Consider the following 21,130-nt stretch of genomic DNA (forward strand, 5'->3'; position numbering starts at 1 on the left):
CCGCGCGTGGTGCGCCTGGCTCGTGCGGACGGCGATGTCCGCACGGGCGGATAGCGTGGAGGCATGACACCGGATACCGCTCAGCGCGCTGTGATCGCCGCGGAGCCGACCGCCTCCGGAGTCATCATCGGCGCACCGGGAACGGGCAAGACGCGCACTCTCATCGAGCGTGTCGTGCACCTGCTCGACGCCGAGGCTCTGCGCCCCGAGCAGGTCCTCGCGCTCACCCCGAATCGCCAGGCGGCCACGGCCCTGCGTGATCGGATCGGCGTGCGCGTCGGTCAGGCGACGCCGGGACCGCTGGCCCGGTCGCTCGGCTCTTTCGCCTTCCAGCTCGTCCGCGGAGCGATGGTGAGAGAGGGAGCGGAGCCGCCGGCACTGCTGACCGGTGCGGACCAGGACCGCATCATCGCCGAGCTCCTCGCCGGAGACGCGGAGGACGGACGCATCCTATGGCCGGACGCGCTGAGCCCCTCGGTGCGAGCGTCGAAGGGATTCCGCTCCGAGCTGCGCGCATTCCTCGCCGAGTGCACCGAGATCGGTGTCGAGGCCGCGGAGCTGCGTGCGACGGGCAATGAGGTGTGGTCGGCGACGGCGGAGTTCCTGGTCGAGTATCGAACGGTGCTCGACGCGCTCCGATCGGCCCACCGCGACGCCGCCGACCTGCTCAGTGAGGCGAGCACGATCCTGCGCACGGCCGAGGCGTCGGCGCTGGGCCCGCTCGAGCCGCTGCGCGTGGTGCTGATCGATGACGCACAGGAGCTCACCCGCGGCGGAATCGCCGTGGTGACGGCGCTGCGCAGCCGCGGGATCGCCGTGCTCGCGTTCGGCGACCCCGACATCTCCTCCGGATCGTTCCGCGGAGCCAGCCCCGAGCTGTTCGCGCAGCTCGCCGGGGTACTGGGAGACGTGCACGTGCTCGACGGTCCCCACCGTCAGCGTCCGGCCCTCACCGCGCTCACCCGCACGGTGACCCAGGCGATCGGCGTGTCCGGCCGCGTCGAGCATCGACGCGCGCCGGTTCCCGTGACCGCCGACGAGGTGGAAGCGGGGGTCGCGACGTTCGTGGCGCCGTCTCCGTACGAAGAGCTCGATCGCATCGCCGGGGTCATGCGCGAATGGCACCTCTCCGACGGGATCCGCTGGGATCGGATGGCCGTGATCGCCCACGACACCCGGCAGGTGACCACGCTCGAGACCGAACTCGCCGCCAGGGAGATCCCGACGCGAGCGGCCGGTGTGCAACGCCCGCTCGGGAGCGAAGGCATCGTGCGCGACATCGTCGGCATCGTCCGCTTGGCGCTCACCCCCGTCGAGGAGCGCACGTCGCCGTCGCTCGAGGAGGCGCTTCGCACTCCGTTCGGCGGGATGGACGCGATCGGACTGCGGCGGCTGCGTGCTCGACTCCGGCACGTCGAACTCGAGCAGGGCGGATCCACGCCCGCACGTGAGCTGCTGCGTCAGGCGATGGCGAATCCTGCGCACCTCACGCTCATCGATGCCCCGGAGTCGCGCACGGCCGAGCGGTTCGCCGAGACGCTCGAGGCGCTCTCCCGCGGTGCCGCGGCGGGGGAGACGATCCACGACCTGCTGTGGCGGGTGTGGGACCAGGCTCGGGCCGTGGACGGCCGACGGCTGCAGATCGCCTGGCGGGAGATCTCGCTGCTGCCCACGGGAGCGGAGACCGCGCGTTCCCTCGATGCGCTGGTCTCGCTGTTCGACGCGGCGAAGCGGTTCGTCGAGCGCACGCCCAACGAGAAGCCCGAGGCCTTCGTGCGGGACATCCTCGACAGCGAGGTTCCTGAGGACTCGCTGTCGACTCCTGATCGGCCGGGCAAGGTCACGCTGTTGACTCCCGCCACGGCTCTGGGCACGGAGTTCGACGCGGTCGTCGTCGCCGGGGTGCAGGACGGCATCTGGCCGAATGTCCGACTGCGGGGCGGTCTGCTGCAGACCTGGCGGCTGTCCGACGCGATCGCGGCGGGGCGCACGGGGACGTTCATCGAGCCCCCGGGGGCTCTGGACCGTCGACGGGCCGCGCTGCACGACGAGCTCCGGCTGTTCGTCCGCGCGGTGTCGCGTGCGCGTGATCGGCTCCTGATCACGGCGGTGGACGACGACGATCTGACGCCCAGTCCGTTCTTCGGGTTCCTGCCCGCTCCCGAACCTCCCGAGCGGCACGCGTCGGCGGAGCATCCGCTCACTCTCCGCGGCCTCGTCGCACGGCATCGACGCACGCTCACCACGGCTTCCGCCGCGCCGGTGCGGCGCGCCGCCGCGGCGCAGCTCGCCGTCCTCGCGCGTGAGGGGGTGCCCGGTGCCGATCCCGCGGATTGGTACGGCGTGACACCGGCCTCGACCGACGCGCCGCTGCGCGATCTCGCCGTCACCGGGGCTCGTGTCTCGCCGTCGAAGATGGAGTCGTACGAGGAGTGCGGCCTCAACTGGGTCGTCTCGGCTCTCGGCGGCGATACGGTGATGCCGCCGACTGCCGGCATCGGCACGATCGTGCACGAGGCGATGGAGCGGGTGCCCGACGGCGACCTCGAGCGGATGCGGGCGATCGTCGCCGAGCATTGGCCGGAACTCGACTTCGAGACCGCGTGGATCGGACGCAAGGAGCGGCGTCGCGCCGACGTGCTCGTCGATCGCCTGCACACTTACCTGGGCGATGTGCGCCGAGATGGGGGGCGCGTGATCGGGAGCGAGGTCGAGTTCCGCTTCGCCGTCGACGTGGCGGGCGCGACCGACGACGATGCGGTGCCGGCGGTGCACGCGGTGGGGGACGATCGAGCGAATCAGGCGATCATCCACGGCTACATCGACCGGGTGGAGGCCTACCCGCCGGGCGCCGGCGAGCACCCTGCGGCCCGGGGTCGCGGGTGGGAGCCGATGACGGGAGGTCCGAACGGTCCAACGGTCGTCGTCGATCTGAAGACCGGGAAGAACGATCCCGAATCCGACTCGGGAGTGATCGAGCATGCGCAGCTGGCCGCATATCAGGTTGCCGTCCAGCAGGGCCTGGTCGAGGGGGCACCGCCGACGTCGCTGGCCGGAGCGCGGCTCGTGATCGTCTCCAAGACGCTCGCGAAGAGCGACTACCGCATCGCCCATCAGCACAGGCTCGATGACGAGTCCCGCTCGGCTTTCCTGATGCGCGTGTCCGATGCGGCTCGTGGCATGTCGGCGTCGAGCTTCACCGCGCAGGTCGAGTCGCACTGCGCCGACACGCAGCGCCGGGTGCATCCGTGCCGCATCCACACGGTGCCGGCGGTGAGCTCGTGACGGCGCGGAGAGTATCGGGGTGGAGCGGTGGCGAGGGGATCTCGGCCACCGACATCGCCGCGGCGCTCGGTCAGCCGTCGCCGACTCCCGCCCAGCAGCGGGTGATAGAGGCGCCACCCGAACCGGCTCTCGTGGTCGCGGGGGCGGGCAGCGGCAAGACCGAGACGATGTCGGGGCGGGTGGTGTGGCTCGTCGCCAACGGGCATGTACGACGTGACGAGATCCTCGGCCTCACCTTCACGCGCAAGGCCGCGGGTGAGCTCGCGGAACGGATCGGCCATCGGCTCGCGGTCATCGACGAGTACGGGCGCCGCGGCCTCCTCCCGCATCTCCCCGAGATCGTGGTGGACGGGTCACTGCGCAGGATCGATGAGGCGGTGCCGGGCCGGCAGCGCGAGCTGGTGCGCGCGCACGTGCTCGACGAGCTCGCGGCGCACCGGGGAACCGGGTGGGATCCGGTGACCCCTCGGGCCGCGGAAGACCTGATGATCCGGCCGCGCGTCTCGACCTACAACGCCTTCGCCGACGGCATCGTCCGTGAGCACGCGGCGCGCATCGGACGGGACCCCGACGTGGCGATGCTCAGCCAGGCAGCCTCCTGGATGTTGGCGCGCGAAGTCGTGCTCCGCAGCGACCTTCCCGAACTGGAGAACATCGACTTCGCGCTCGGCACGGTCATCGATGCCGTGCAGCGCCTCGCCGGCGACGCCCTCGACCACCGCGTCGACCTCGAGGTCGCCGAGCGGATCGCCCGGGATCAGGCTCTCGCTTTCGAGCCGTATCGAGGCAACGGAGACGTCGAGAAGGCGGCCGTGAACCTGCTCAGCCTGCCGACGCTGTCGACGCTCGTGCGTGACTACATCGCCGAGAAGCACCGGCGCGGGGTGCTCGACTTCGCTGACCAGGTGGGCGGCGCCTATGACATCGTCGAGTCGGCTCCCGACGTGCGCGCCGAGCTTCGCGAGCAGCACCGCGTCGTGCTGCTCGATGAATACCAGGACACATCGGTCATCCAGACCCGCTTCCTCGCGGAGCTCTTCCGCGATACCGCGGTGATGGCCGTGGGCGACCCGCATCAGTCGATCTACGGCTGGCGCGGTGCGAGTGCCGACAACCTCTACGCGTTCTCCGGCACGTTCTCGAGCACGGGTGCGGCGGAGACCTACAGCCTCATGACGAGCTGGCGCAACGATCGCGGCATCCTCGGGATCGCGAACCGTGTGCTCGAACCTCTCCAGCGCCCGGGACTCGACGTACCGCCGCTCGAACCCCGCCCGGGGGCGGGGGAGGGCACCGTGACCGTGGAGTACCCGTTCACGGTCGACGAGGAGGCGTCCGTCGTGGCGGAGTGGTTCTCTGAGCGCCGTGCCGCACACGACGCCCGCGGCGTCGGCGAGGCACAGGGCGGGAAACCGCACACCGGAGCGATCCTGTTCCGGTCGAAGCGGCACATGCAGACCTTCGCGGCCGCGCTCGCGGCTCGTGGCATTCCGCACCGTATCCTCGGTCTCGGCGGGCTGCTGGCGACGCCGGAGGTGGTCGACGTCGTATCGACGCTCCGAGTGGTGCACGACCCCACAGCCGGGTCCGCGCTCATCCGTCTTCTCACCGGACCGCGTTTCGGGGTCGGGGTGGCCGACATGGCGGCTCTGTACGATCTGGGCCGCACCCTCTCGGAGCGCGACCCTGCCATGGCGCCGCTGCCCGAGGAGGTACGGGCTCGTCTGCGCTCTTCGCGCGGAGCCGATGAGGCGGTCTCGATCATCGACGCGGTCGACGTGGTGCGGGCGGTGCGCGACGATTATCGACTCCTCGAGGCGATCACGCCCGACGGCAGAGCGCGGGTACGCGCGGCAGGGGAGATGCTGGAGCGACTCCGTCGAGCGTCATCGCAGCCCATCCCCGAGCTGATCCGTCTGATCGAACTCGAGCTGCGGCTGGACATCGAGCTCGCGGCCAACGAGACGAGAGGACCCGCTCGTATCGCGGCGACGCAGCTGCGCGCCTTCGCCGACGAGGTTCGAGCCTTCCTCGCCGCCGACGACCGGGGGAGCATCGGCAGTCTGCTCGCCTGGCTCGACAAGGCCGAGAGCACGGACGAGCTGATGCCGCGCCCGGAGCCGCCGGAAGCCGGTGTCGTGCAGCTTCTGACCATCCACGGCTCGAAGGGGCTGGAATGGGATGCCGTCGCCGTGGTCCGCCTCGTGGTCGACGAGCTCCCCAGCCGGGTCTCCGACACCTCCGGTTGGTTCGGGTTCGGTGTCGTCCCCTTCGCGCTGCGCGGCGATCGCGATGCGCTACCCCGTTTCGAGTGGGATCCGATCGAGGCGATGGGTGACGAGGCGGACCCCGTGAAGCGCCAGAAGCTCGCACAGGCCTCGCTTTCTGGCGGCGCGACGAAGGCGAATCCGCAGGGCGGAGCGATCAAGCGCTTCAAGGACGCATATCGGGCGTACCAGCAGCAGGAGGAACGTCGCCTCGCCTATGTCGCGGTGACCCGTGCGCGGACCGATCTGCTCCTCAGTGGCGCGCACTGGGCAGGGCAGAAGTCTCCGCGCACCCCGAGCCCCTATCTCCTCGAGGCCATCGAGGTTCGGGGTCTCGATCCCATCGATGCGGTCGACCCCGACGACAATCCCTACGACGGTCCCGGTTCGACCCTGCGCTGGCCCCTCGACCCGCTGGGGGCTCGACGCGGTGTCGTCTCCGCAGCGGCCGCCGCCGTAGACGACGTGACACGTGCAGGAACTGCAGAGCCCTCGGTGGAGCTCGCGCGTCTACTGGCCGAGCGCGCGGCCCGGCAGCGCGGAACCGACGCGGAAGCGCCCACCCGCGTACCGGCGTCGCGCTTCAAGGACTACGTCACCGACTTCTCCGGCACCTTGTCCTCGATCGTGCGACCGATGCCGGAGCGGCCCTATCGGCAGACCCGCCTCGGCACGCTCTTCCACGCCTGGGTAGAGCAGCGGTCCGAACTCGTCGGCGTCGGCAGCCGGGTGGACGAGGCGCTCTGGGAGCTCGACGAGGACGAGACCCCGGCAGAGCCCGCGCACGGTGCCGTGGAGACATCGGCGGAGCCGGGCGCGACCGCCGACGCCGCCGATCTCGCGATTCTGCAGGCGACGTTCGAGCGTAGCGAGTGGGGTGGGCTGCAGCCGATCGCCGTCGAGATCGAGATCGACTTCGCGCTCGGCGCCGGACTCTCCGCTTCGGATGCGGTCGGGGCGCACATCGTCATCTGCAAGCTCGACGCCGTCTACCGGCGAATCGACCGCGGCGGACGCATCGAGATCGTGGACTGGAAGACCGGCAAGGCCCCGCGAACCGCGGCGGAGCGCGAGGAGCGGATGCTGCAGCTCGCGCTCTACCGCCTCGCGTACCATCGGCGTTTCGACGTGCCTCTGGAGGAGATCGACGTCGCGCTGTACTACGTCGCGGACGACCTGATCATCCGCGGCGACCGCGTCTACTCGGAGGAAGAGCTCTTCCAACGCTGGAGCGCCGCCCGGGCCGCGCGCTGAGCCTCATCCGAGTCGTCTTCGTCGTACTCGGCTGCCGGCTTCGAGGTGAGGCGAGGTGTTCCTTCGCGGACATCGTCGCCATGAGTGCCGGCGAAGATGCTCCGGGCTTCGGAGAGGTCTTCGGTCTCGACGGTGAGCATCTCCGTGCGGTGGGCGTTGTCGTCCCGGTCGGTCCCGCCCGGGCGAAGAGGCTCGTGCGACTCCGTGTCGGTCGAACTCGAGCCGGACTCGTCCGGGACCTCGATCCACAGCTCTTCGGGATTGTAGGCGTCGGTGTGCATCGAGGTGTCGACCTCGGCGACGGCGGTCTTGGGCACGCGGTCGAGCGCGTCCAGAGCGGAGTCGACGCCTGCGGCGCGTTCATCGACGATGCTGAGGTCGTCCGTGCGCAGCCCCTCGGCGAGAGCATCCAGCAGCGCGCCCGCGTCATCGACGATGTCCGGCCGGTGCATGGAATCGCCGTGCACGAGCCAGCGGGCGAACTCGAGCTCGGCCAGCAGGCGAGCGCGTACCTCGATGCCCGCGTCCGGAGTGCGATCCAGCGCGCGGGCATAAGCGGCGTGCACGTCGTCGGACGCATCGGGCGCCGCGGAGAGCCAGGAGAGGTCGAGCGCCGGGTCGCCGACCGAGAGCCCGTGCCAGCCGAGGAGGCCGACGACTTCGGGACCGAGTTCCGGATCGTCCTCGAACAGGAACGAGGTCGACTGCACGCCCCCGAGGATGACGGTCGACTCGAAGCGCCACAGGTCATCATCGGCGACGGCGTCGCGCCAGCGCACGGTGAGACGGGCGGGAACCCGGCCGGTGGCGGCCGCCGTGTCGATCAGGCGCTCCAGCTCGGCGCGGCTCTCCTGTGCGGTGCGCGTGGCGAGCCCCGCCCCGCGCACGACGGATGTGGGCAGGCCGTGCACGGCGGCGATCGAGGCACCCATGGACTGCGCGGCGCCGCGCCCGGCGGGCACCAGGGCCGCCTCGATCTGGAAACCGGGGAGGAGCTCGGTGACGAGTGCACGACCGTCGCCGATGCGCGTCTCTCCGATGTAGGCGGGCACGCGGAACGGCAGCATGGCGCGAGCGCCGTCGGTGAGTGCGCGAAGAGCGATGGCTTCGGCAGCGAGTTCACGCGCCGTCTCATCGTCGTCTGCGACGCGGATCGCGAGCTCACGGCCGTCGGCCAGCGAAGCGATGGCGGAGTCGAATCGACCGTCGCCGTCCGCGCTCAGACCGCGGGCACCCGTGACCTCCGCCCCGGGCAGTGCGGCGGTCACGGCCGCGGCTAGAGTGAAAGGAGAGCGTCCCATGCCCCCAGGGTAGGTCGGCTCAGGGGCGGTCCCGCCTCCGCCACGCCCGTGAAAGAGGGAGTCGATGACCATTCCGCGCCCGTCCCTCGACCGTGCAGCCGAACTCCGCGAGGAGCCGGACGTGCTCGATCGCCTGCGAGACGACCCGGCGACCCGGGTGATCGTCGTGCGTGAGGGCCGCGTCAGAGTCGTCGATTCCGCCCTGCTGCGCGTCACTCCCGATGCGGTCGTCGAGGCGACCTGGGCCCTTCTCGGACGCGACGCCGACGGAACCGTGCTGCTCCTCGCCGCCGCCCCGCCGGAGAACGACGCGCTCGACACGGCCCCGGACGAGATCTGGCTCGGGCTCCGTGACCTCGGCGGACGCATCGATGGGCAGGAGTCGGAGCTGCTCACGAGCGCCATCGCCCTCGCCGGGTGGCTCCAGGATGCGGCGTTCTGCCCCACATGCGGTGGGCGGACCGAACTGCAGCAGGGCGGCTGGTCCCGGCGCTGTCTCGTGTGCGGACGTCAGCACTTCCCGCGCACGGATCCCGCCGTGATCGTCGCGGTCGAGAGCAGGGACGGCGAGCGCCTCCTGCTCGGTGCCAACGCGAACTGGGGTGGCCGGATGTTCTCCTGTTTCGCGGGCTTCACCGAGGCAGGGGAATCGCTCGAATCGACCGCGTATCGCGAGATCGAGGAGGAGGCGGGGGTTCGTCTGTCCGCCCTGCGTTACCTCTCCTCTCAGGCCTGGCCGTTCCCCCGATCTCTCATGGTGGGCTTCCGTGCCGTCGTCGACGACGAGTCCGCGGCACGCGCCGACGGCGAGGAGATCATCGAGGTGCGCTGGTTCACGCGCGCTGAGATCGGGTCCGCGCTCGCCGGAGACGGCCCCGTGGGGCTTCCGGGACCAGCGTCGATCGCCCGTGCCCTGATCGTCGACTGGTACGAGGACCACGCGTGAGCGCACTCGATGCCCTCGATGAGCGGCAGCGGGCAGCGGCATCGGTGCTGCGGGGTCCCGTCGCCGTGCTCGCCGGAGCAGGAACCGGAAAGACGCGTGTGATCACCCACCGCATCGCGCACGGCGTCGACACGGGTGCGTATTCACCGTCGCGAGTCATGGCCGTCACCTTCACCGCCAAAGCCGCGGGCGAGCTTCGCGGTCGACTGCGTGCCCTCGGCGTCGAGGGGGTCGCCGCTCGAACGTTCCATGCGACTGCGCTCGCGCAGTTGAACTTCTTCTGGCCTACGCTGGCCGGTTCCCCCGCGCCGTCGATCATCGACAACAAGGTACGGATGCTGGGGCAGGCCGCGGATGCGATACGCCTCCGTCCCAGCACTGCGACGTTGCGCGACATCGCCTCCGAGATCGAGTGGCGCAAGGTCTCGATGCTCTCGATCGCGCAGTACGCCGCGCTCGGTCGCCCGATCAGCGGCGTCGATGCAGGGCAGCTGATCGAACTGATGCGCGGTTATGAAGCGCTGAAGGACGACCGTCGCCAGCTCGACTTCGAAGACGTGCTCCTGGCCTGTGCCGGCATGCTGGAGGCGGAGCCACGGGTCGCCGCGTCCGTCCACGAGCAATACCGGCACTTCACGGTCGACGAGTTCCAAGACGTCTCCCCGCTGCAGAACCGTCTGCTCGAGCTCTGGCTCGGAGATCGCCACGACATCTGCGTGGTCGGCGATGCCAGCCAGACCATCTACTCCTTCGCCGGGGCCGAGCAGCGCTTCCTCCTCGAGTTCGAGCGTCGTCATCCGGACGCCACCGTCGTGCGGCTGGAGACGAACTACCGCTCGCAGCCGCCCATCCTCACCGCCGCCAACGCCCTCATGCACGGCCGTCCTGGAGCACTGGAACTCGTGCCGGCGCGTGAGCAGTTCACCGCAGACGCGCCGACCATCACCGCATACGAGACCGAGGGTGAGGAAGCAGCAGGAATAGCCGCGGCGATCTCCGCTCGCATCGAGGCGGGTACGTCGCCCTCGGAGATCGCGGTGCTCTATCGTGCCCACGCCCAGTCCGCCGTGCTGCAGCAAGCACTCGCGGCCGAAGGCATCGCGACATCGGTGTTGGGCGGCACGCGATTCTTCGCCATGCCGGAGGTGCGTCAAGCCATCCTCGCGCTTCGGGCCGCCGCTGTCGCTCCGACCGAGCAAGGATTCCTGCCGGGGGTGGAGCGCGTGCTTCGCGAGCTCGGGCTCACCGAGGAGCCGCCCGCCGCGGGGGGAGCGCAGCGAAGCGGATGGGAGGCGCGACGCGCCATCCTGCGCCTTGCGGAGGAGGCAGGGCCTGAGGCGGATCTACGCAGTTTCAGTGACGCCCTGATGGCGCGGGCGAAGGACCAGCACGAGCCGACGATGCGTACGGTCACCCTTTCGACCCTGCATGCCGCCAAGGGCTTGGAGTGGCCGCACGTGTACCTGGCCGGATGGGCGGAGGGGTCGCTGCCCATCTCGTATGCGACGACGTTCGAGGCGATCGACGAGGAGCGGCGTCTGGCCTATGTGGGCGTCACGCGCGCCGCGCGAACACTGGCGCTGTCGTGGTCGAGATCAGCGGGGCGGGGGGAGCGCTCCCCGTCGCGGTTCCTCGCTGAGATGGGTACCACGGGCCGCGGCACCGGCATTCTTCGTGAAACGACACCGAACGCCACTCGAGCGAACCGTCCACGCTGACGCGCACCGACCGCCCGTCCGTGGTCTCGTCATCGGCGAGGAGCAGGGCTGCGAGCCGACCGGCTTCGGCGACCTGCGCGGCGCGGATCGGACCGGGATCGCGGCCGATCATCTGCGCGTGCAGCAGCGGCCAGGCCGGATCCAGGTCTCGGGCATGGGCGTCGCGACACGCGAGGCAGGCTGACGCGCCGGGTACCACGAGTGGCCCGATGGTCGCTCGGCCGGGCTCGAACGCGACCGGCAGGTGTGCGATGTCCGCGCGCAGGTAACGTACGAACTGCAGTGCGGCGGACGCTCCGTTCACCAGCACGATGCCGACAGCAGGCTGCTGGCCGATCTCGACGAGAGCGATGCCCTCGTCGGCGAGCGCCTCCCGCATCCGGTACTCGCTGCGGTCATCGTCGATCCCGATGCTCTCGACCCAGGCGGAGCGGGCCGGAGCGATGTCGTCGAGCAATACAGGCTCGAGACGCGCGAGGAGCATCCGTGCCGCCTCGCGCGGTGCACCGGCTGCGTGCGCGATCACGTCGAAGGCGCCGCGTCGGAATCCGGAGCGCAGTCTGCTGAGCAGCGGCTCCACCCAGGCGTCCTCCGCGTCGATGCGCAGACCGCCGTCGTCGCCGAGTTGGAGCGTGTGCTCATCGCGCCACAGCAGAGGCGAGCTCGGGTGCAGGCGTGTGAGGAGCGGAGGAGTCAGCGGCATCTCTCCGATTGTGGAGAGGATGGCGGCACACCGGGGCTGGAACCGGGCATCGGTGGACAACTCGCCCTCATCCGCGTGACGGGGGAGGAGAGGTGCGGGCGGCCGCGTGATCCGCTGCCGCCCGCTCTCACCGGGTCAGACCGGCCGGTCGCCCTCGGGGGGCGCGTCGCCGTCTCCGTCCGACTCGTCGGTCGAACCCTCTGCCGGCTTGTCATCCGAGAAGTCGTCACCATCGAGCAGACGGGCCAGCGCCTCGTCGAACTCGTCGGCGACCGGCTGCTCCCCACGCTCCGCCGCCTGCAGACGCGCGACGAGCGCGCTCGGATCGTCGATGTCCTCGGCGGTCGGCATGAGATCCGGGTAGTCCCAGAGGGAGTCGCGCCCGCTGATGCCGACGGCATCCGTCACCGCCTGCCACATGGCGGAGGCTTCGCGCATGCGCCGCGGACGCAGCTTGAGTCCGACCAGAGCACCGAGTGCATCTTCGGCAGGGCCACCCACGGCGCGTCGGCGCCGAGCGGCTTCCGCGATTCGTGCGCCGTCGGGCAGACGCGAGGTCGCCTCGGCGGTCACCACGTCCACCCAGCCGTCGATCGTCGCGATGAGGTTCTCGAGCCGGGTGAGGGCCTCGAGCTGCGCTTCGCTCTGCACCGGAAGGAGCGCGCCGCCCTCGATGGCCGCACGCAGCTCTTCCGGGTCGGAGGGGTCGAGCCGGCTGGCAACGTCTTCCAGAGCGTCGACGTCGACCGTGACCCCGCGTGCGAAGTCGGTGATCTGTGCCATGACGTGCAGGTGCAGCCACTTCGCATGCCGGTAGAGACGTGCGTAGGCGAGCTCGCGGGTGGCGAGGTAGAGCGCGATCTGGTCTTCAGGGATCTCGAGGCCCTCGCCGAAGGCCGTCAGGTTCTGTGGGATGACCGCCGCGGTCCCTGCCGGGAGCACGGGGATCCCGACGTCGCCGCCGGAGACGACCTCGAGCGAGAGGTTGCCGAGAACCTGTCCGAACTGCGCGGCGAACACCGAGCCGCCGAGGCCCCGCATCAGTTTGCCTGCGCCCTGGACGACGCCGCGCATCTCCTCGGGCACCTGCGTGTCCAACGCCGACGTCAGCGCGTCCGCGATGCTCGTCGACACCGGGTCGGCGATCTCCTTCCACACCGGCAGAGTCTTCTCGACCCACTCGCCTCTGGTCATCGCGGTGGGCGTCTCGGAGAGCTCCGAGATGGTCGTCGCCTCGCCGAGCCACAGGTTCGCGAGCGCGAAGGAATCGGCGAGCGAGGTGCGTGATCCGGCGGTCACACCCTGGTCGTCGCGGTTGGCGATGAACAGAGCCTGGCGCAACGCGCTCTCCCAGGGATCGCCTCCGAAGGCGCCCTGGAGCTGCGACATGATCGTCTGCATCATCGCGGGATCGAATGTGAAGCCGTCCATCCCCTCGAAGGCGCCTCGCAGCGCTTCGGGGTCGATGTCCCCACCGCCCTGATTCGAGAGCATCTTCCGCAGGAACTCCTGGAAGTCCTCGGGTGTCGGGTCGTTGTCTGCCATGTCGCTCGCCCTCTCAGCACTTCTGTTGCCGTGGCCTCTACGCTAGTCACAGGTTTCTGCGCGCGAACCCGATGCGGGCAGATCGGTGTACGCCGCTCGCGAACGACGGAGGAATGCAGTGGATCGAACGCGGTCTAGGAAGCTCGGACTCGGAGTCTGGGCGCTGATCGTCGCGCTCATCGCGCTGGTCGTGCTGACGTTCCTGCCGTCGCCCTACGTGATCCAGCGGCCCGGCCCGGTCTACGACACCCTCGGCACCGCGAAGGGGGCAGACGGCGAGCAGGTTCCGCTCATCAGCGTCGAGGGCGCCGAGACGTTCGAGACCGCAGGCACGCTCGATCTCACGACGGTCCAGGTCGTCGGCAACCGTGAGCGCACGCCGAGCTGGTTCGAGCTCGCCCTGGCATGGATGGATTCGTCCAAGGCGGTCGTCCCGCTCGACTCGGTCTTCCCCCAGGGCGTGACGAGCGAGCAGCGCGACGAGCGCAACGCCACGCTCATGGTCGATTCCCAGCACGAGGCCACAGCGGCCGCGTTGAACGAGCTCGGATACGACACCGGCGCCCAGGTCGTGGTCGTGGATGCCGTGGCGGGCTCTCCGGCGGACGGCATCCTGGAAGCCGACGACGTGATCACCGCGATCGACGGCACTCCGGTCACGTCCGCCACCCAGCTGCGTGAGGCGATCCAGGCCGCGGCGGGATCCCCGGTGCAGCTCACCGTGCTGCGCGACGGCGCCGAACAGACCGTGGAGGTCACCCCGGAGAAGCACACCGAGGGCGACGCGACCGCATGGCTCATCGGGATCACCCTGCGCACCGACTACGACTTCGAGATCGACGTCACGATCCAGCTCGACAACGTCGGCGGCCCCAGCGCCGGGATGATGTTCGCGCTCGGGATCATCGACACGCTGACCGAGGGGGAGCTCAACGGCGGGAAGGACATCGCCGGCACCGGAACCATCGACGCGGCGGGCACGGTCGGCCCGATCGGCGGCATCCGTCAGAAGCTCTACGGCGCGCGAGACGCCGGAGCCGACTACTTCCTGGCTCCCGCGGCGAACTGCGACGAAGTCGTCGGCCACGTGCCGGACGGGCTTCAGGTCGTCCGCACGGCGACACTCGAGGAGTCGCTCGCCGCGCTCGAGGTCATCGCGGACGACGGCGACGTCTCAGCGCTCCCGACCTGCGACCTCGCAGGGAGCTGAGCGGAGAGGTCACCGTGACCGCGCCGTGATCGGGATGACAGCCTGCGCACAGTGAGCGATGCCTAGGATGGTGGGGTGACCTCCTCGCCTTCAGCTCCGAATCCGGCCACGCCTCGAACCTCACGACGCATTCTCGGCATCTCCCTGGTGATCATCGCCGCCTTGATCGCGGTGTTCTTCGTGTTCGCCTCCCTTTACACCGAGTTCCTCTGGTTCGACCAGGTGGGCTTCACCGGCGTCCTCACGACGCAGTGGATCGCCACGGCGGTGATGTTCGTGGTGGGCTTCCTCGGGATGGCCGTTCCGCTGTTCGTCGTCATCCAGCTCGCGTACCGGCTCCGTCCCGTCTACGTGCGGCTCAGCTCGCAGCTGGACCGCTACCAGGAGGTCATCGAGCCGCTGCGTCGCCTGGCGATGTGGGGCATGCCCATCTTCTTCGGACTGTTCGCCGGCTTCGCGGCCGCGGGGCAGTGGAAGACGGTCTGGCTCTGGGCCAACGGTGTGGCGACGTCCGACGTCGACCCCCAGTTCGGCATCGACACCGGCTTCTACATGTTCGCGATGCCGTTCTACACGATCCTGCTCGCGTTCGTCTCCGCCGTACTCCTGCTCTCGCTCCTGGTCACCGCTCTCGTGTCGTACCTCTACGGCTCGGTGCGCATCGGTCAGGGTGAGCTGCGCATCTCGAAGCCCGCGCGCATCCAGCTCGCGGTCATCGCGGGTCTCTACCTGCTCGTGCAGGCGGCGAGCCTCTGGCTCGACCAGTACAAGACTCTCGTCGAGCCCGACGACCGCATCACGGGTGCGGCGTACACGGGCGTGAACGCGACGATCCCCGGTCTCGCGATCCTCGCGATCATCGCCGCTGTCGTGGCGATCCTCTTCTTCGTCACGGCCGTCATCGGTCGCTGGCGCTTCCCGCTGGCTGCGACCGCGCTGCTCATCGTGGCCTCGCTCGTGGTCGGCATCGGATACCCGTGGGTGGTCACGACCTTCCAGGTGAAGCCGAACCAGAACGCCTACCAGGCCGAGTACTACCAGCGGAACATCGACGGCACGAAGGAGGCGTACGGGGTCGCCGACCTCGAGACCACGCCCTTCGCCGCCAAGACCGATGCCGAGGCCGGTCAGCTGCGCGCCGATGCCGAGACCACCGCCTCCACCCGCATCATGGACCCGAAGGTCATCCCGCCGACGGTGCGTCAGCTCGAGCAGTACCGCGGGTACTACCAGTTCCAGAAGACGATGGACGTCGACCGGTACGAGATCGACGGGAAGATGCAGGACACCGTGGTCTCGGTGCGCGACCTCGACATGTCGGGCCTGGGCGACGGCGACAACTGGAACAACCGCGTCGCGGTCTACACCCACGGCTACGGCCTCGTCGCCGCTGCGGGAAACCAGCGCACCACCGACGGCGAGCCGGTGTTCCTCGAGCGCGGCATCCCCACCTCGGGGTTCCTGTCCGATCGCGAGAACTTCGAGCCGCGTGTCTACTTCGGCGAGAACTCGCCCGAGTACTCGATCGTCGGCGCCCCCAAGGGCTCCGAGCCCGCGGAGATCGACTACCCGCGCGGTAAGGACGGCTCGAGCGAGACGAAGACCACGTTCGAGGGCGACGGCGGTCCGAAGATCGGCGACACGTTCACGAAGCTCCTCTACGCGCTGAAGTTCCAGTCCGAGCAGATCCTGTTCTCGAACCTCGTGAACGAGGACTCGCAGATCCTCTACGACCGCGACCCCAAGACGCGCGTCCAGAAGGTGGCCCCTTACCTCGAGCTCGACAGCGACCCGTACCCGAGCGTGGTGGACGGGCGCATCGTCTGGATCGTCGACGGCTACACGACCAGCCAGACGTACCCGTACTCGACGAGTGTCAGCCTGTCCGACGCCATCGCCGACTCCAACATCCCGTCGCCGACGCTCGCGATCGATGACATCAACTACATCCGCAACTCGGTCAAGGCGACCGTCGACGCCTACGACGGTTCGGTGCAGCTGTACGCATGGGATGCCGAGGACCCGGTGCTCAAGACCTGGCAGAAGGTCTACCCGTCTACGGTGAAGCCGATCAGCGAGATGTCGGGTGAGCTCATGAGCCATGTGCGCTACCCGACCGACCTGTTCAAGGTGCAGCGCGACATCCTCGGCGTGTACCACGTCGACAAGGCGGGATCGTTCGCGCAGCAGGACAACCGCTGGCAGACGCCCAACGACCCGCGCAGCGAATCGATGCTGCAGCCGCCGTACTACCTGACCATGCAGATGCCGGGGCAGGATGCTCCGAGGTTCTCGATGTTCTCGACGTTCATCCCGAACTCGCAGGGTGCGGGCGGAAGCCGTGACGTGCTGATGGGCTACCTCGCCGTGGATTCGGACGCCGGCTCGGAGAAGGGCGTGAAGGCGGAGGGCTACGGCCAGCTGCGCATGCTCGAGATCGACACCGACACCACGGTCCCCGGTCCCGGTCAGGTGCAGAACACCTACAACTCGGACACCTCGGTCGTGCCTCAGCTCAACCTGCTCCAGCAGGGGGAGTCCGAGGTCATCTACGGCAACCTGCTGACGCTGCCCGTCGGTGGCGGTCTGCTCTACGTGCAGCCCGTCTACGTGCAGTCGTCCGAGGGAACGCAGCTGCCGCGTCTGCAGAAGGTGCTCGTCGCCTTCGGTGATCGCGTCGCCTTCGAGAACACGCTCACCGAAGCCCTCGACACCCTCTTCGGAGGTGATTCCGGTGCGACCGGTGGTGATGACACGGTCGAACCGGATCCGAACGCCGAGGTGCCCGACACCGGCGAGGTGCCGCCGACCGACACCACGCAGCCGACCGGGGCCGAAGCAGAGGCGCTGGCGGCGGCCCAGACGGCCCTGGTCGACCGCGAGACGGCACTGAAGGCGGGCGACCTGGCGAAGTTCGCCGAGGCCGACGAGCGCCTGACAGCGGCGGTCCAGAAGCTGATCGAGCTGGACTCCGCAGCGGGCAACTGATCCGCAGCACCGAACAGAATGGGCGCCCCCGAGGGGGCGCCCATTCTCGTATCGTGGTGACGCGCGGCATCGTCCGGGCAAAGCGAAAGGCCCTCTGACTTGGATTTCTCCATCCGTGAGCTTGACGCTTCGGCTGGGAGCCGGGCGAGAATCGATCAAACCGACGATCGCGGGGCCGATACTTGAAGCATGGTGTCCTTCCGAGATCCTGAAAGTCAGCTCGGCGCAACAGGACGTGGATCGACCTGGTCGCGGGCCGAACGTGATCTGCTCGACACTCTCGCGGTCGTTCACGCCGAGGCAGCGATGGTTGGCTGGGACTTCTCACGCCTCGATGAGCGATGGTCGGTTGATGAGCCTTGGTGGGATTTCGAGGACGATTGTCTCGAAGCGATGCGTGCGACCCGCCAGGGCATTCTCGATCTGGGAACCGGTGGAGGCGAGAGGCTTTCGTCCCTCGTCAGCTCGCTTCACGAGCCACCAACTCCCTTGCCTCAGATTTTCGCTACGGAGGGGTGGGCGCCCAACATCGCCGTTGCGCGAAGCTCCCTTGCACCATGGTCCATCCCCGTCATGGAATATGACTCAGACGCCGGGGATGTCCTACCCTTTGCTGAGCGGAGTCTCGGTTTGGTGATGGCTCGGCATGAGAGCTACGAAGCCGCCGAAGTCGCACGAGTCCTCGCACCTGGCGGCCGATTCCTCACGCAACAAGTTGATGGCTACGATGCTCCCGAGATCCACAACTGGTTCGGAGACGACTTTCGGTACCCGGGCGTCACCGCAGACGCCTACGCCGTGCGCCTGCGGGATGCCGGAATGCGAATCGACCACGTCGACGAATGGTCGGGGCAAATGCGCTTCGCTGACGCCACCGCTCTCGTTACTTACCTTGCTCTCGTGCCATGGGACGCTCCGGACTTCTCCGTTGAAGCGCACGCGCAACGGCTCTTGGACCTCGAAGCCTCAGCGCCCATCGTCGTGACTCAGCGTAGATTCCGGATCTACGCCACCGTCGAATAGGACGGCCGCAAGCCACCGCGACCTGAGGAATCACAACGAGTTCGCATGTCGGCCGACATCGAGGATGTTGAAGGGCTGCTCAAGGGAGCCACGGACTCGTGGTGGGGGAGCGCATCGCGGCATCCCCCCCTCACGGGACGAGGCGAGCTGAGCCACGAGAGTCTTTATGCCGAGGCGCCTGGTTTCGTGGGACTCCGTGTGATTCGAGACACGGTCGTAGTGCTGACGTCAAGCGCCTTCGCGATGTCTGTCACGCTCTCATCGGAGTCTCGGAGAATCTGGGCACGTCGTGCGGTCGGGTTGTCAGCCTTCTTCGGTCGCCTCCGAAACGTCCCTGAGCACGGGCTGCCTCAAGGCCGGCCATCGTTTGCTCCTTGATGAACGATTGCTCCAGTTCAGCGAAGATCGCGCGCATCTGGAGCATCGTCTTTCTGGTCGGCGTCGGCGGCTCCGTCGCTCGTGCGGCGAATGTGGATACCCCGATAAGTGAGGCCCTCAGCGATAGATGCGACGCGTGCTGTCGAGCGTCCGATGCGGTCGAGCTTGTAGACCGTGATGATATGCGCGGCCAAAAAAGGACAAGGCCCCGAGATCGTGATGATCTCGGGGCCTTTCTTGTTGCGGGGACAGGATTTGAACCTGCGACCTCCGGGTTATGAGCCCGGCGAGCTACCGAACTGCTCCACCCCGCGGCACAAGAAGTAACTTATCACGGATTCCGGAGGCGGGCGAATCGAGGGGGCCTCCAGGCGACGTCCCGGGCGTGTCGATGCGAGAGGATGGAGACATGTCCGAGACCGCAGCCGTCCCCGTCGCCGTGTGCCAGTTCGCGCCGACCGCCTCCCGAGCCGAGAACCGGGAGCGGATCGCCGCGCTGACGGCCGACGCCGCCGGGCGGGGGGCGAAGCTGATCGTGTTCCCGGAGTACTCGAGTTACTTCGTCGACCCCATGGACGAGAGCCTGGCCGCCAATGCGGAGGACCTCGACGGGGAGTTCGTCGAGACCCTGAGGGCACTGGCCGCCGAGTACGCCGTCGTGATCGTCGCGGGTGTGGCCGAACGGGCGACCGACGGGCAACGAGTGCGCAACACCGTGGTGGCCGTGCGGGGTGACAGCGTCCTCGCCGTGTACCGCAAGCAGCACCTGTACGACGCGTTCGGCCAGACCGAGTCCGACTGGGTCGAGCCGGGTGAGGTGGGAGAGGCCGCGACCTTCGAGCTGGGGGGCCTGCGTTTCGGGCTCATGACCTGTTACGACCTCCGCTTCCCTGAAGTGGCCCGTTCCCTGGTCGATGCGCAGGCCGATGCCCTGGTCGTGCCGGCCGAGTGGGTCAGGGGTCCGCTCAAGGAGCACCACTGGACGACGCTGCTCGCTGCTCGTGCGATCGAGAACACCGTCTACGTGGTCGCGGCAGACCACCCGACCCCGATCGGGGTCGGACACTCGCAGATCGTCGACCCTCAGGGCGTGGTACTCGCCGGAGTGGGAACCGCTCCCGGGATCGCGGTCGCGGTCGTCGAGAGAGAGGCGATCGAGCGGGTGCGGGTCACGAACCCGTCGTTGCGCGTCAGGCGGTACTCCGTCATCCCTCGTGAGGTCGTGGCCTGATCCGAATTCAGACCGAGAAGCGGGCGAGGCGCGTCGCTGCCTCTTCGAGGACCTCGACGCGCTTGCAGGCGGCGAAGCGCACCAGGCCCGCGTATTCGCTCCTGTGCTCCTCGGAGACGAAGGCCGTGAGCGGGATCGCCACGACGCCCACGCGCTCCGGCAGGGCCCGGCAGAAGGCCGCGGCGTCCTCTCCGCCCAGCGCGGTCGCATCCGCGACGGTGAAGTAGCCGCCCTGCGGAGCGTGCACTGTGAACCCGGCGGCCCTCAGCCCGTCGCCGAGGATCCGGTGCTTGTGGGCGAGCACGTCGGCGGCGCCCGCGAAGTACGAGTCGTCCATCCGCAACCCCACGGCGACCGCAGGCTGGAACGGGGAGCCGTTCACATACGTGAGGTACTGCTTCACCGTGAGCACGGCCGTGATGAGCGCGGCCGGGCCGTGCACCCAGCCGATCTTCCACCCCGTCGTGGAGAAGGTCTTACCGGCGGAGGAGATGGTCAGGGTGCGCTCGGCCGCGCCGGGGAGCGTGGCGGTCGGAGTGTGCGGCGCGTGGAAGGCCAGATGCTCGTACACCTCGTCGGTGACGATGATCGCATCGTGCTTCTCCGCCAGGCGCACCACCTCTTCCAGAACCTCGCGCCCGAAGACGGCGCCCGTGGGGTTGTGCGGATCGTTGACCAGGATGATCCGGGTGCGATCGGTCACCGCCGCCGCGAGCCGCTCGAGGTCAGGCTGGAAGTCGGGAGCGCGCAGCGGTACCGTGCGAAGCCGTGCGCCGGCGAGTGCCACCGCGGCGGCGTAGGAGTCGTAGTAGGGCTCGAACACGACCACTTCGTCTTCCGGACCGTCGATCAGCGCCAGCAGGGTCGCCGTCAGCGCCTCCGTCGCACCGGCCGTCACGATCACCTCGCTGGTGGGGTCGACGGACAGCCCGTAGAAGCGACGCTGATGCGCGCTGATGGCCTCGAGGAGATCCGGGACTCCGCGACCGGGAGGGTACTGGTTGGCGCCGTTCGCGATGGCGGCCCGCGCCGCCTCCAGCACCTCGGTGGGGCCGTCCTCATCGGGGAAGCCCTGGCCGAGATTGATCGCTCCCGTTCGGGCCGCTGCCGCCGACATCTCTGCGAAGATGGTGGGCGCGACGGTTCCGTCCGCAGCGAGCAGACCTGCACCCGCTGCCGTGCGACGCCATGCGCCGGGAATGACACTCATGAAGAACAGGCTAAGGCCATAGCGGAAACTCATCTTCGGCATAAGGAACGCACAGGCAGAGGCGTCATTCT

The 21,130-nt window shown here is 68.8% G+C and carries 11 protein-coding genes, 1 tRNA gene and 2 pseudogenes; 8 read left to right on the forward strand and 6 right to left on the reverse strand.

Annotation, left to right across the window (positions count from 1 at the left end; genetic code table 11):
• The first annotated feature begins 63 nt into the window (after positions 1–63).
• Together ACFVWL_RS18345 and ACFVWL_RS18350 are read left to right on the forward strand one after the other, a co-directional pair.
• On the forward strand, positions 64–3,285 hold the full coding sequence (locus ACFVWL_RS18345) for an ATP-dependent helicase (protein WP_387185944.1): 3,222 nt from the start codon (positions 64–66) through the stop codon (positions 3,283–3,285).
• Entirely contained in the window at positions 3,282–6,806 is a 3,525-nt protein-coding gene (locus ACFVWL_RS18350; protein WP_387186155.1) for a UvrD-helicase domain-containing protein, read from the forward strand. Before ACFVWL_RS18345 ends, ACFVWL_RS18350 begins: the two co-directional genes overlap by 4 nt.
• Here ACFVWL_RS18350 and ACFVWL_RS18355 read toward each other — a convergent pair.
• A complete protein-coding gene (locus tag ACFVWL_RS18355) occupies positions 6,752–8,107 on the reverse strand; it encodes a hypothetical protein (RefSeq protein WP_387185947.1) in 1,356 nt (451 codons plus the stop codon). The two genes, ACFVWL_RS18350 and ACFVWL_RS18355, sit on opposite strands and share 55 nt — an antisense overlap.
• A gap of 64 nt (positions 8,108–8,171) precedes the next feature.
• Between ACFVWL_RS18355 and nudC the strand changes: the two genes are divergently transcribed.
• Positions 8,172–9,053, forward strand: coding sequence for an NAD(+) diphosphatase (gene nudC / locus ACFVWL_RS18360; RefSeq protein ID WP_387185949.1), 882 nt, complete (start codon positions 8,172–8,174; stop codon positions 9,051–9,053).
• A complete protein-coding gene (locus tag ACFVWL_RS18365) occupies positions 9,050–10,771 on the forward strand; it encodes an ATP-dependent helicase (RefSeq protein ID WP_387185952.1) in 1,722 nt (573 codons plus the stop codon). Before nudC ends, ACFVWL_RS18365 begins: the two co-directional genes overlap by 4 nt.
• 838 nt (positions 10,772–11,609) lie before the next feature.
• On the opposite strand, the gene ACFVWL_RS18370 is transcribed toward ACFVWL_RS18365, so the two are convergent.
• Positions 11,610–13,019, reverse strand: coding sequence for a zinc-dependent metalloprotease (locus tag ACFVWL_RS18370; protein ID WP_387185955.1), 1,410 nt, complete (start codon positions 13,017–13,019; stop codon positions 11,610–11,612).
• A 118-nt stretch (positions 13,020–13,137) separates the two neighbouring features.
• On the opposite strand from ACFVWL_RS18370, the gene ACFVWL_RS18375 reads away from it, so the two are divergent.
• The 3 genes from ACFVWL_RS18375 (at position 13,138) to ACFVWL_RS18385 (ending at position 18,240) form a co-directional block, all read left to right on the forward strand.
• Entirely contained in the window at positions 13,138–14,229 is a 1,092-nt protein-coding gene (locus ACFVWL_RS18375; RefSeq protein ID WP_387185958.1) for a PDZ domain-containing protein, read from the forward strand.
• Between the two features lie 75 nt (positions 14,230–14,304).
• Positions 14,305–17,217 (forward strand): UPF0182 family protein, encoded by a 2,913-nt coding sequence (locus ACFVWL_RS18380; protein WP_387185960.1) that lies wholly within the window; start codon positions 14,305–14,307, stop codon positions 17,215–17,217.
• Positions 17,218–17,406: 189 nt separating this feature from the next.
• Positions 17,407–18,240, forward strand: coding sequence for a class I SAM-dependent methyltransferase (locus ACFVWL_RS18385; RefSeq protein ID WP_387185963.1), 834 nt, complete (start codon positions 17,407–17,409; stop codon positions 18,238–18,240).
• A gap of 164 nt (positions 18,241–18,404) precedes the next feature.
• Here the strand turns inward: ACFVWL_RS18385 and ACFVWL_RS18390 are convergent.
• From ACFVWL_RS18390 to ACFVWL_RS18400, 3 genes and pseudogenes are all read right to left on the reverse strand, one after another.
• Positions 18,405–18,548, reverse strand: a pseudogene (locus ACFVWL_RS18390) (helix-turn-helix domain-containing protein); the annotation flags it as partial.
• Positions 18,491–18,812: pseudogene (locus tag ACFVWL_RS18395) on the reverse strand (recombinase family protein). The pseudogenes ACFVWL_RS18390 and ACFVWL_RS18395, both read right to left, overlap by 58 nt.
• 46 nt (positions 18,813–18,858) lie before the next feature.
• Positions 18,859–18,932, reverse strand: a tRNA-Met gene (locus ACFVWL_RS18400).
• A gap of 95 nt (positions 18,933–19,027) precedes the next feature.
• Here ACFVWL_RS18400 and ACFVWL_RS18405 point away from each other — a divergent pair.
• Entirely contained in the window at positions 19,028–19,849 is an 822-nt protein-coding gene (locus ACFVWL_RS18405; RefSeq protein WP_387185966.1) for a carbon-nitrogen hydrolase family protein, read from the forward strand.
• Between the two features lie 7 nt (positions 19,850–19,856).
• On the opposite strand, the gene ACFVWL_RS18410 is transcribed toward ACFVWL_RS18405, so the two are convergent.
• Positions 19,857–21,059, reverse strand: a complete 1,203-nt coding sequence (locus ACFVWL_RS18410) for an aminotransferase class I/II-fold pyridoxal phosphate-dependent enzyme (RefSeq protein WP_387185968.1) — start codon at positions 21,057–21,059, stop codon at positions 19,857–19,859.
• Positions 21,060–21,130: the final 71 nt, after the last annotated feature.

The sequence above is a fragment of the Microbacterium sp. NPDC058269 genome (assembly GCF_042881445.1).
Classification (GTDB): Bacteria; Actinomycetota; Actinomycetes; order Actinomycetales; family Microbacteriaceae; genus Microbacterium.